Here is a 12043-nt window from a genome sequence, read left to right as displayed (position 1 = left end):
GCATGAAAAACTACATGATGCGACCGACGGCCCTGGCATTGGCCATGAGCCTGATCGCCGCCAGCCTGCCGGTGCAGGCCCAGCAGAACAACCCGTCCGGCACCCGCCGCCAGCCAGCGGTCAAGCCGAGCACGCCCGTCACACTGAACTTCGTCAACACCGACATCGAAGCCGTGTCCCGGGCCATCTCGGCCGCGCTGGGCAAGCCGATCCTGGTGGACCCTCGCGTCAAGGGCACGATGACGCTGACTGCCGAGCAGCCGGTACCGGTGCAGGAGGCCTATCTGAGCTACCTGGCCTCCCTGCGCGGCCTGGGCTTTGCCATGGTGGATGCGGGCGGCTTGCTCAAGCTGGTGCCGGAAGCGGAAGCCAAACTGCAGACCGGCAGTGTTTCCATCGGCACGGAAAGCCGCCAGCGCGGTGACCAGATCGTCACGCAGATCTTCAAGCTCAACCACGAGAACGCCAACAACCTCGTGGCGGTGCTGCGTCCGCTGATCACACCCAACAATACGATCAATGCGAACCCGGGCAACAACAGCCTGGTGATCACCGACTACGCCGAGAACCTGCAGCGCATCAGCCGCATCGTCGCGGCACTGGACCAGCCCTCCAACACCGACATCGAGGTGATCCCGCTGCGCAATGCCGTGGCCTCGGATGTGGTGCAGCTGGTGCAGCGCTTGTCCGAAGGTGGCAGCGGCGTACCGGGCCAGCCGGGTGGCGGCGGTGGCGCCACGGGCGGCACCAGCGTGCTGGCGGATCCGCGCAGCAACTCGCTGATCGTGCGGGCCTCCAATCCCGCCAAGCTGATGCAGCTGCGCGCCATGATTGCCAAGCTGGATCAGCCCGGCATCGATGCCTCCAACGGCAACATCCGCGTGATCTACCTGAAAAACGCGGACGCCGTGCGCCTGGCCACGGTGCTGCGGGCTGCGTTCAGCGCCAACAGCGCAGCAGCGGGCGGTGGCAGCGGTTCCGGTGGTGGCAACAGCACCGTCGGCGGCCTGGCCACCGGCGGCTCTGGCAATGCCGGAGGCGGCAACAGCGCCAATGGCGGCTTCTCCGGTGGAAACTCCTCCTTCAGCAGCGGCAGTTCCGGCAGTTCGTCCAGCAGCTCAAGCGGTTCCAATGCGTCTACCCAGGTGTCTGCCGCGGCGCAAGTCAATACCGGCGGCTTCGTGCAGGCGGACCCGGCCACCAACTCGCTGGTCATTACCGCGCCGGAGCCCATGTACCGCCAGATCCGTGCAGTGGTCGAGCAACTGGATTCCAGACGGGCCCAGGTCTATATCGAGGCGCTGGTGGTCAAGGTCGACGTCAGCAAGGTCGGTCAATTCGGTGTGCAGTGGCAAAACCTGTTCGGCTCTGTCGGCATTGGTACCAACTATGGCAGCAGCTACAGCAATATTCTCAACCTCACTGCCGCTACGGCTGTAGGGGTCGACAGTACTTCTACGGTATCGATTGGTGGCGCATTGGCCTCAGGGGCCCTTCCGCAGGGTCTGAACCTTGGCGTGGTCAAGAAGATCGGCAACTACCTGACACTCGGCGCTGTGGCCAACGCGCTTGAGCAACTTGCCGGAACCAACGTCCTCTCTACGCCCTCGCTGGTCGTACAGGACAACGAAGAAGCCGACATGATCATCGGCCGCAACGTGCCGCTGCAAACCGGGAACGTTGCGACGACGACAGGATCAAGTACCACCACCCCCTTCGCGACCTATGAGCGCCGAGACGTTGGTTTGCGCCTGAAGGTGAAGACGCAGGTGGGTGAAAACGGCACCGTGCGCATCAAGGTCTATCAGGAGAACTCAAGCGTGGTGGATGGCACCTCCAACAATCAAGGTGGGGCCACGCTGGACAAGAGTGCGGTGGAAACTTCTGTGACGCTGGAAGACGGTCAGGTCCTCGTTCTGGGAGGCATGCTCAAGGACGAATACAGCGACGGCGAAGATAAGGTCCCCGGTTTGGGAGACATCCCGTTGATTGGCAACCTGTTCAAGAATCAGAGTCGTCAGCGCACCAAGTCCAACCTCATGATCTTCTTGCGCCCCGTGGTGCTTCGCACCCCGGAAAACTCCAACCAGATCACGGTCGACCGCTACGACGCCATCCGCGCTTACCAGCAGGAAGTGCAACCTGCCAAGACACTGGTCCTGCCCAACACCGGCGCTCCACTGATCCCCGAAAAGCCCGCATCCTCGCCGATTCTGCCCACGCCGCCAGTGCTGGCACCCACGCAGCCCGCCTCCGAGCCGGCCCGCTGAGCGAAGAAGGACACGAGCCATGGCCACCCGCCATCCCCTGCCCTACGCCTTCGCCCGCAGCCAGCAACTGCTCCTGGAGGACGACGGCGAGCAGCGCACGCTCTGGGCCACGCCGATGGCCAGCCTGGGCACGCTCTCCGAACTGCAGCGCGTGCACACCCCACACCGGGTGGAATGCATCAGCCCTGCCGACATGGCTTCCCGGCTGCAGGCGGCCTATGCCGGCGGTGAAGACAGCGCCGCCCTGGTGGTGGGCGAGGTCGAAAGCGCCGTGGATCTTTCGCGCCTGATGCAGGACCTGCCCGCCGTGGCCGACCTGCTGGAAGCGGCCGATGATGCGCCCATCATCCGCATGCTGAACGCGCTGCTCACGCAGGCGGCCAACAACGGCGCCAGCGACATCCACATCGAACCGTACGAACGCGAAAGCAGCGTGCGCTTCCGGGTGGACGGCACGCTGCGCGAAGTGGTGCGCCCCAACCGCGCGCTGCACGCGGCACTGATCTCGCGGCTGAAGATCATGGCCGAGCTGGATATCGCCGAGAAGCGCCTGCCGCAGGACGGCCGCATCTCGTTGCGCATCGGCGGCCGCGCCATCGACGTGCGGGTCTCCACCCTGCCGTCGGCGCACGGTGAACGTGCGGTGCTGCGTCTGCTGGACAAGTCGGAATCCCGCTTCACCCTGACCGCGCTGGGCATGGACGGCGAGCGGCTGGAGCGCTTCCAGCGGCTGGTGCAGCAACCCCACGGCATCGTGCTGGTGACCGGCCCCACGGGCTCGGGCAAGACCACCACGCTGTACGCGGCGATGCAGACGCTGGACACCTCCACCACCAACGTGCTGACGGTGGAAGACCCGATCGAATACGAGCTGTCCGGGGTCGGCCAGACCCAGGTCAATGCCCGCATCGACCTGACCTTTGCCAAGGCCTTGCGCGCCATCCTGCGGCAGGATCCGGACGTCATCATGATCGGTGAAATCCGGGACTATGAAACCGCCCAGATTGCCATCCAGGCTTCCCTGACCGGCCACTTGGTGCTGGCCACGCTGCACACCAACGATGCTGTCAGCGCGGTGACCCGCCTGACCGACATGGGCGTGGAGCCTTTCCTGCTCAGCTCCAGCCTGTTGGGGGTGCTGGCGCAGCGTCTGGTGCGCAAGCTCTGCCCGGTGTGCAAGTCGGCCGAGCCGTTGCCCGGCGGTGGCACGCGTTACCACCCCGTGGGCTGCACCAACTGCTCCTCCAGCGGCTACAAGGGCCGAACCGGCGTGTATGAGCTGATGGTCTGCGACGACAAGACCCGGCACCTCATCCACAGCCAAGCCGCCGAAGCCGATCTGCTGGCGGCCGCGCGCGCCAATGGCCTGCGTTCCATGCGCGAGGACGGGGACCGGCTGGTGGCCTCCGGCGTCACCTCCGAAGCCGAAGTGCTGCGCGTCACCCGCGAGTAGTTATGCCCGCCTACAAATACGAAGCGCTGGACAGCGCCGGCAAGCCCCGCCAGGGCCTGCTGGAAGCGGACAACCCACGCGCAGCGCGGGCCCAGTTGCGCACGCAGGGGCTCGTGCCCATGGACGTGCAGCCGGTGGCCGCGCCCCGGTCACAGACCCGCTGGTCGCGCCGCGTGTTCAATGGCGCCGGGCTTTCTGTCTGGACCCGCCAACTGGCCGGTCTGGTCTCGGCCGGGCTGCCGCTGGAGCGTTCGCTGGCCGCGCTGGCGGATGAGTCCGACGAACCCCGCCAGCGGGACCTGATGTCGTCGCTCAAGGCCGAGGTCAACGGCGGCTCCCCCTTCGCCCGAGCGCTGGCCATCGCGCCACGCGAATTCGACGACGTCTATCGCGCCGTGGTGGCTGCCGGCGAGCAGAGCGGTGCACTCGGCCCCGTGCTGGAAAGCCTGGCGGACGACCTGGAAGAGAGCCAGCGCCTGCGGGCCGAACTGTTTGGGGCACTGGCCTACCCCATCATCGTCTGCTTCATCTCGCTGCTGGCGGTGGGTTTCCTGCTGACCTATGTGGTGCCGCAGGTGGCGGCGGTCTTTACCCAGACCCGTCAGACCCTGCCGCTGCTGACCCGGCTGATGATGGGCACCTCCGACCTGCTGCGCAATTGGGGCCTGCTGCTCATCGCCGTGCTGGTGGCGGGCGGCATCTCGGTGCGCCAGATCCTCAAGAAGGAAGGTCCGCGCCAGCGTTTTGATGCGGCCTGGCTCAACTTGCCGGTGGTGGGCCGCATTGCTCGCGGCTACAACGCGGCACGTTTCTCCGGAACGCTCGCGATGCTGGCCGGTGCGGGTGTGCCCATCCTGAAAGCGCTTCAGGCGGCGGCCGAAACCCTCTCCAACCATGCCATGCGCGCCGATGCGATGGATGCCCTGGTCCAGGTGCGTGAGGGCGCACCGCTGGGTGCGGCACTGGCGGGCAAGAAGCGTTTCCCGGGGCTGCTCTCGATGTTTGCCCGGCTGGGTGAGCAGACGGGGCAGTTGCCCGACATGCTGCAGCGCGCCGCCCGGCAGTTGGGCAACGAGGTGAAGCGCCGCGCGATGACCCTGGCCACGCTGCTGGAGCCGCTGCTGATCGTGGCCATGGGCGGGGTCGTCATGCTGATCGTGCTGTCCGTCCTGCTGCCGATCATCGACATGAACAAGCTGGCCACGCAGTAAGGCCACGGCCGGCGCGACACGCGCTGGCTATCATGGGGCATGCCTGCGAATCTTGATGGCCAACTGGTCGTAGCGATTTCATCGCGTGCGTTGTTCGACTTCGAAGAGGAAAACCGCCTCTTCGAAGGCGGCGACGACCGTGCCTACATGCAGCTGCAACAGCAGCGCCTGGAGCAACCCGCCAAACCCGGCACGGCGTTTTCGCTGGTGCACAAGTTGCTGGCGTTCAATACCCCCGGGCAACCGCCACGCGTGGAGGTGGTGGTGCTGTCCCGCAATGACCCGATCTCCGGCATGCGGGTGTTCCGTTCCGCCCAGCATTACGGGCTGCCCATCCTGCGGGGGGTGTTCACCCGCGGCCAGAGCCCGTGGCGCTATCTGCGGCCGCTGAAGGCCCATCTGTTCCTGTCGGCCAATGAGGAGGACGTGCGCTCGGCGCTCGCTGCCGGTGTGGCCGCCGCGCGGGTGTTTCCGCTGTCCGCACGAGCGTCGGCCGCCTATCCGGAAGAGCTGCGGATCGCCTTTGACGGCGATGCGGTGCTGTTTTCCGACGAGGCCGAACAGGTCTTCCAGCGCGACGGGCTGGATGCCTTCCAGGCCCACGAGCGAGAGCGCAAGCTCACGCCGCTGCCCGCCGGCCCGTTCAAGCAGGTGCTCCACGAACTGCAACGCCTGCAGCATGCGCCCACCGGCCCCATGCGCATCCGTACCGCCCTGGTCACGGCCCGCAGCGCCCCGGCGCATGAGCGCGCCATCCGCACACTCATGGACTGGGAGGTGGAGGTGGACGAGGCCATGTTCCTCGGCGGCCTCGCCAAGGGGGAGTTCCTCAGGGAATTCGAGCCTGACTTCTTCTTCGACGACCAGGTCGGCCACATCGAAAGTGCCGTGGTTCATGTGCCGTCCGGCCATGTGACCACGGGTGTGACGAATCACTGAAGCGCCCGCCCCGGTCAGAATGGGCGCTTCCCTCCAGCCGCCCCCTGACCCGCCATGCGCTTCACCTTTCCGGGCCTCGCCCGTCTGTCGATCGTGGCTGCTGCCGCCGCGTCCGCCTGTGGCCTGACCGCCCTGGCTCCTGCAGCCGCAGCGCCCGCTGATGCCAGCACATCAACCACGGCCGTGAGGGCCGCCGCTACGGCTGCTACTGCTGCTACATCCGCTTCGGCCGCAGCGGCAGACTCGGCCATCCCCACGCCCGCCGAAGGTTTCTACCGTCAGCCCACCTTGCAAGGTGACCGCGTGGTGTTCGTGGCGGAGGGCGATCTCTGGAGCGCCAGCCTGCAAGGGGGCACCGCCCAGCGGCTGACCACTCATCTCGGCAGTGAGACCCACCCCGCGCTCTCGCCCGATGGGCGCTGGCTGGCCTTCGTGGGTCAGTACGACGGCGGCGTGGGTGACGTTTACGTGATGGCGGCCAACGGCGGGGTTCCCAAGCGCCTGAGCTGGGACACCGGTGCCGTGCGTGTGTGGGGCATCACCCGCCGCAACGAAGTGCTCTACACGGGTGCCACCGAACGGGGTGAAGCCGGCACCCAGCTCTATCTCGTCAACATTGACACCGGTCAACGCCGCGCCCTGCCCGTCGGCCAGGCGGCTGACGGCGCGCTCAGCGATGACGGGCAACGCCTGTACTTCACCCGCAACGGCCTGCGCAACGACAACGCCCGCCAGTACCGGGGCGGCGCCATCGCCCGCCTGTGGGTGATGGACCTCGACAGCCAGGCCGAGGCCCGCCCCCTGGTCGCCGAAGGCAGCAATGACCGCCGCCCCATGCCCTACCGCGATGCGCAGGGCCAGGCGCGCGTGGCCTTCCTCTCGGACCGTGATGGCACCTACAACCTCTGGTCGGTGGCCGCCGATGGCTCGGACCTGCGCCAGCACACCCACCACCAGGGCTGGGACATTCGCCACGCCAGCATCAGCGGGCAACAGGTGGTCTATGCGCTGGGTGCGGACCTTTTCCGCCTGGACTTGAATGCCTCCGCCGTTAGCCCGGCTCAGCAAGGCCAGAAGATCGCCTTCACACTGGGCAGCGACTACGACCAAGTGCGCCGCCGCTGGGTGGGCAAGCCGCAGGACTTCCTGACCGACGTCGCGCTCTCGCCGGATGGCGAGCGTGTGGTGCTCACCAGCCGCGGCCATCTGGCCACCCAGGGCGTGGGCCCACTGCGCCGCGCCGAACTCGGTGTGCCCAAGGGTTTGGACAACGCCGGCCGCTGCCGTGATGCCACCTTCAGCGCGGACAGCCGCGCGGTCTTCTCGATGTGCGATTTCAGCGGTGAAGTCGAGATCTGGCGCCTGGCCGCCAACGGCACGGGTGAGGCCCGGCAGATCACCACCGGCGCCACCGCCATGCGCCAGCACCTGCTGCCCTCGCCGGACGGCCGCTGGATCGCCCACGACGACAAGGAAGGCCGCCTCTTCCTCACCGATCTGCAGGCCCGGGACGAGGCCGCGGCCACCCGTGAGATCGATCGCGACATCACCGGCGACGGCATCCAGCAGATGCGCTGGTCGGCCGATGGCAAGGCGCTGGCCTATGTCCGCAACACCTCCAACGTCTATCGCACGCAGCTGATGCTCTACAGCGTGACCGACCAGCACGCGCATCAGCTCACCAGCGACCGCTACGCCTCGGCCGCGCCGAGCTTCAGCCCGGATGGCCAGTGGCTGTACTTCCTCTCCCGACGCAGCTTTGTGGTCAGCGCCAATGGCGCGCCCTGGGGCGACCGCAACATGGGGCCGCAGTTTGATCGCGGATGGAAGGTCTATGCGCTGGCGCTGCAGCCCGGCCTGCGTTTCCCGTTCGCCGCGCCCGATGAGCTGCAGTCCGCCAGCGCCAAGGCCCAGGACGAGGAACGTAGCAATGAGAAGGACAACAAGAAGGACAAGGCCGACGACAAGGCCTCCCGCGAGAAGAACGACAAGGTTACGTCCGCCAGTGCCAAGGCGGACGGTGCCGCCAAGGCCAAACCCGCCATCGAGTTGAACGGCCTGGCGGAGCGCCTCTATGAAGTGCCGCTGGCCGCTGGCAACTACGACGACCTGCGGGTGGATGCCAAGCGCCTGTACCTGCTGGAACGCAAGGTGCTGAAGCAGTTGCCCATCGCTGCGCAGGAGACCAAGGCGGAGACCGTGGCGGAGCAGGTGCAGACCTTCGAGCTCAGCGCCGACGGCAAGAAGCTGATGATCCGCAAGGTTGCCGCCGGTGCGACCGCCCCGGACATCCTCATCGTGGATGCCGGCCCCAAGCTGCCTGGCGAGCTGGACAAGGCCCGCGTGAACTGGAGCGACTGGCAGATCGCGGTGGACCCCAAGGCCGAATGGCGCCAGATGTTTGCCGATGGCTGGCGCATGCAGCGCGACTACGTCTACGACAAGGACATGCACGGCGTTGACTGGCTGGCCATGCGTGCCAAGTACGCGCCGCTGGTGGAGCGCGTGACCGAACGCGGAGAACTCAACGAGGTGATGGCGCAGATGCTGGGCGAGATCAGCCTGCTGCACAGTGCGGTGCGCCCTGGCGATGTTCGGCAGTCAGGCGGGGAACCCGGCTGGGCGGGCCTGGGCGCGCTGCTGGAGCGAGACAGCAAGGGCTGGAAGATCAGCCGCATCTACAGCGGCGACCCGGAGCTGCCCTCTGAAGCCGGCCCGTTGGCCGCACCGGGCCTCAACATCCCGCTGGGCTCGGTCATCACGGCCATCAACGGCAAGGACGCCACCCAATGGCCCGACCCCACCGAGGGCCTGCGCGGCCAGGCCGGCAAGCAGGTGCTGCTGCAGCTGCAGGAGCCCGGCGGCCAGTCACGGCCGGTGGTGGTGACGCCGGTGGACCTGCGCCGTGAATCACGGCTGCGCGTGGACGACTGGCGTTATGGCAAGGCCAAGGCTGTGGACCAGGCCAGCGGCGGCCACATCGGCTACGTGCACCTGCGTGCCATGGGGGCCGAGGACATCGCCGATTTCGCGCGCGAGTTCTATGCACAGAGCGAGCGCGACGGCCTGATCATCGACGTGCGCCACAACAACGGCGGCAATATCGACAGCTTCATCCTGGAGAAGCTGTCGCGCCGCGCCTGGGCCTTCTGGCAGCCCCGCTCACCGGCGGGCTCCAAGCCCTACCCCAACATGCAACAGACCTTCCGCGGGCATGTGGTGGTGCTGGCCAACGAGGAAACCTACTCCGACGGCGAGACCTTCACCGAAGGTTTCAAGCGCCTGGGCCTGGGCCCGGTCATCGGCGTGACGACCTCGGGGGCCGGTGTCTGGCTCTCCGACGGCAACTGGCTGGTGGACAAGGGCATGATGCGTGCGGCGCAGGACGGACAGATCCTGGCTGACGGCAGCTTCATCGTCGAAGGCAAGGGCGTGACCCCGGACATCCGGGTGGACAACCCGCCGCGTGCCACGGCCAATGGCCAAGATGCGCAACTGGACATCGCGCTGGCCTGGCTCAGGAAGCGGATCCAGGAAGCGCCAGTGCTGACGCCGAAGCCGGGGCCATATCCGCGGCCGATCACCCAATGATGAATGGGTAACCGCAAAGAATGACGAAGCGCCCTCGGGGCGCTTTTTCTTTGGGCGCTCTTCTTTGGGCGCTTTCTTTGGGCGCTTTCTTTGGGCGCTTTCTTTGGGCGCTTTCTTTGGGCGATTTTTCTTTTCAGCGCTTTCTCTTTGCCCAGGCGGCCGCTTCACCCGGGGAGCGCCGATTGCCCCTGCGCGCGGGTGCCCGCCGGCGCCCGCCCCGCACGTCCCTCACGGATGGACACAGTTGCTGACGCCGGGTATTGCCGGCCACGCCTAGCATCCATCGCCGAGCCAAGCCAGTTCGGCACTGACCGGACAAGGACCCGAATGCCCAATTCCAAAGACCGGGAGATCGTCGGCCTGCAAGCCCTGCGGGCTGTTGCCGCGCTTGCCGTGGTGATTCACCATGCATTGCGCGCCACCACGGTCAAGGCGCCGGAGGCCATGCATCTGGGGCCCTCGGTGTTTCCGGACTGGCTGGTGGAGGCCGGCGCGGGCGGCGTGGATGTGTTCTTCATCCTCAGCGGCTTCCTGATGGTCTACATCTCCGGCAGCTATGTGGAGGGCCGGCGGCCGGTGTCGCACTTCCTGCAGCAACGGGTGCTGCGGGTGTGGCCGATGTATGCGCTGGTCACGCTCTTTGCGCTCAAACCGGCATTGCTGCAGTGGTATGCCACGGGCGAGCGCGGCTTCAGCCTGTCTGCGCAGCGGCTGGGCGGGTTCCTCTTCCTGCCTTCCTTCAACGAGCACCACTACATCCAGCCCATCGTCGGTGTAGGGTGGACCTTGAGCTACGAGGCGCTGTTCTACCTGTGCTTTGCCGCTGCCATCGTGGTGGCACGCCGCCAGCTGTTCGGCGCGCTGTGCACCATCCTGGCGGCCGCATTCGTGCTGGGTCAACTGCTCCCCGAGGCCAGTGTCTGGCACGGGTTCCTGTCGGACCCGATCACGCTCGAGTTCCTGTTCGGTGCGGCGATTGCGAAATTCGTGAACTGGAAGGGGCGCCACATCGCCGTCTCCATCGCGATGATCGCCGCCGGCGCGGTGCTCTTTGCCACCGCCAGTTATCTCGGGCTCATGAACACGCCGTGGCGGCCGCTGAGTTTTGGCGTGGCGGCGGCGCTGATCTTCATCGGTGTGCTGCGGCTGGAAGATCGGGTGCAATGGCCCAAGCTGGTGGTGTTGCTGGGCAACGCCTCCTATTCGATCTACCTGGTGCACGTGCTGGTGATCTACCAGGGCGTGATGCCTTATGCGGAGCGGGCGATCCGCAAGTTCGACCTCTCGCTGGGGGCGGATCTGGTGGCCGTTCTGCTGGTCGGCGGAGGGGTGGTCGCGGGCGTGCTCTGTTATTTCCTGCTGGAGAAGCCACTCACCGTCCTGCTGATGCGCCAGCGCAATGGGAAACGCAGGCCGGAGCTACCGGTGTCGATGACACGGCCCTGATAGGCAACGACACCTCACGACGCGGCCACGGCCGCAGGCGTGGTGCGGCCGTTCGGCAGGGTCCGCTCAACACGGTCCGCTCAATGCTGAGCGCTCAATACCGAGCGGTTGGTACCAAGCACTTGGCACCGAGCACTTAGCCCCGAGCATTTGGTACTGAGCGCTCAGTACCGAACCCTGAACACTCAACACCGTCCGTCCAGCGCCGTCCGTTCACCACCCACCAACGATCAGCGGCGCCTGGCCGGCGCCACCGCCGCACCATCAATGCCATGGCGCTTCAGGCTCTCGGCCACGAAGCCGGAGGCATTCATCTCCTCCAAGAAATCGGTCAACCATGCTTGTGCTGCGGCCCTGCCCTTGGGCACCGCCACGGCCTGCTCGATGGCCATGAAGCGGCCGGGCAGCAGGCGCAAGGGCGGCGTGGCGGTACCCGCCAGGCGGCGCATGTCCGCTTCCAGCTGCTGCCGCACACCAGCGGCGACTTCCAGCCCGCCGGACAGGAAAAGATCCGTCACCTGCTGGGAGGTGGGTGCCCGCTCCAGAAGCGCGAATTTGAGCTCCCGCGTCAGGAACAGGTCGTAGGCGCTGCCTCGGCCGACTGCCACGCGGACGCCGACACGATCCACATCCTCGTTGCGTTTCAGGGGGGAGGTGTCGGTCACCATGTAAGCGCCCTCTATCACGACATAGGGCGCGGTGTAATCCAGCCCGGCGCCGCGCACAGGGTCGATGGCCACAAAGGCCAGATCCACCTGCGCCGCCGTCGCGGCCTCGACCACCTTGCCGGCGGCCTGGAACTCCACCAGCTCCAGTTCGAGGTTGAGCCGGCGCGCGACTTCGCGCGCCAGATCCACCGAGACGCCCTCCGGCGCGCCCGGCCGCGCGCCTTGGCGAGCCAGGATGGGATTGCCCAGATTGATGGCGGCACGCAGACGGCCGCTGCGGCCCAACTCGGCGCGTGCAGCGGCTTCGGTAACAGCGTTGCCTGCCGGCGTGGCGCATCCTGCAAGCATCAGGGGCCCCACAGCCACCGCGCCCGCCAGGCCCAGCGCGCAGAACTGGCGCCGACGTGGGCTCGTCGTCGCCTCAGGGGAGGACATCAGGTCGGTACGCATGCATCAACTCCGGCC

The 12043-nt window shown here is 66.8% G+C and carries 7 protein-coding genes; 6 read left to right on the top strand and 1 reads right to left on the bottom strand.

Going from position 1 to position 12043, the window contains the following annotated elements; translation table 11 throughout:
• Positions 1 to 2: 2 nt before the first annotated feature.
• From gspD to BMY53_RS21785, 6 genes are all read left to right on the top strand, one after another.
• The gene (gene gspD / locus BMY53_RS21810) at positions 3 to 2270 is read left to right on the top strand and encodes a type II secretion system secretin GspD (protein ID WP_255370325.1); all 2268 of its coding nucleotides are present in this window, start codon (positions 3 to 5) and stop codon (positions 2268 to 2270) included.
• A gap of 19 nt (positions 2271 to 2289) precedes the next feature.
• Positions 2290 to 3723 carry a type II secretion system ATPase GspE gene (gene gspE, locus BMY53_RS21805; protein ID WP_092948627.1) on the top strand — a complete coding sequence of 478 codons (1434 nt, stop codon included), beginning with the start codon at positions 2290 to 2292 and terminating at the stop codon, positions 3721 to 3723.
• A 2-nt stretch (positions 3724 to 3725) separates the two neighbouring features.
• Positions 3726 to 4934: a type II secretion system inner membrane protein GspF gene (gspF, locus tag BMY53_RS21800; protein ID WP_092948625.1), complete on the top strand. Its 1209-nt coding sequence runs from the start codon at positions 3726 to 3728 to the stop codon at positions 4932 to 4934.
• Between the two features lie 39 nt (positions 4935 to 4973).
• A complete protein-coding gene (locus BMY53_RS21795; RefSeq protein ID WP_092948623.1) occupies positions 4974 to 5873 on the top strand; it encodes a 5'-nucleotidase in 900 nt (299 codons plus the stop codon).
• A gap of 54 nt (positions 5874 to 5927) precedes the next feature.
• A complete protein-coding gene (locus tag BMY53_RS21790) occupies positions 5928 to 9464 on the top strand; it encodes a S41 family peptidase (protein ID WP_092948621.1) in 3537 nt (1178 codons plus the stop codon).
• Between the two features lie 327 nt (positions 9465 to 9791).
• On the top strand, positions 9792 to 10910 hold the full coding sequence (locus BMY53_RS21785; RefSeq protein ID WP_177200994.1) for an acyltransferase family protein: 1119 nt from the start codon (positions 9792 to 9794) through the stop codon (positions 10908 to 10910).
• 230 nt (positions 10911 to 11140) lie between these two features.
• Here BMY53_RS21785 and BMY53_RS21780 read toward each other — a convergent pair whose 3' ends face one another.
• Positions 11141 to 12028: a transporter substrate-binding domain-containing protein gene (locus BMY53_RS21780; protein ID WP_255370324.1), complete on the bottom strand. Its 888-nt coding sequence runs from the start codon at positions 12026 to 12028 to the stop codon at positions 11141 to 11143.
• Positions 12029 to 12043: the final 15 nt, after the last annotated feature.

The sequence above is a fragment of the Roseateles sp. YR242 genome (assembly GCF_900109745.1).
Lineage (GTDB): Bacteria > Pseudomonadota > Gammaproteobacteria > Burkholderiales > Burkholderiaceae_C > Roseateles.
The sequence above is the reverse complement of the archived record's forward strand: the minus strand, read 5'-3'. Positions and strand labels throughout refer to the sequence as shown.

Bases quoted from the DNA above. Each gene is read 5' to 3' on its own strand.
- gspD (WP_255370325.1), top strand. From the start codon at position 3: ATGAAAAACTACATGATGCGACCGACGGCCCTGGCATTGGCCATGAGC.
- gspE (WP_092948627.1), top strand. From the start codon at position 2,290: ATGGCCACCCGCCATCCCCTGCCCTACGCCTTCGCCCGCAGCCAGCAA.
- gspF (WP_092948625.1), top strand. From the start codon at position 3,726: ATGCCCGCCTACAAATACGAAGCGCTGGACAGCGCCGGCAAGCCCCGC.
- BMY53_RS21795 (WP_092948623.1), top strand. From the start codon at position 4,974: ATGCCTGCGAATCTTGATGGCCAACTGGTCGTAGCGATTTCATCGCGT.
- BMY53_RS21790 (WP_092948621.1), top strand. From the start codon at position 5,928: ATGCGCTTCACCTTTCCGGGCCTCGCCCGTCTGTCGATCGTGGCTGCT.
- BMY53_RS21785 (WP_177200994.1), top strand. From the start codon at position 9,792: ATGCCCAATTCCAAAGACCGGGAGATCGTCGGCCTGCAAGCCCTGCGG.
- BMY53_RS21780 (WP_255370324.1), bottom strand. From the start codon at position 12,028: ATGCGTACCGACCTGATGTCCTCCCCTGAGGCGACGACGAGCCCACGT.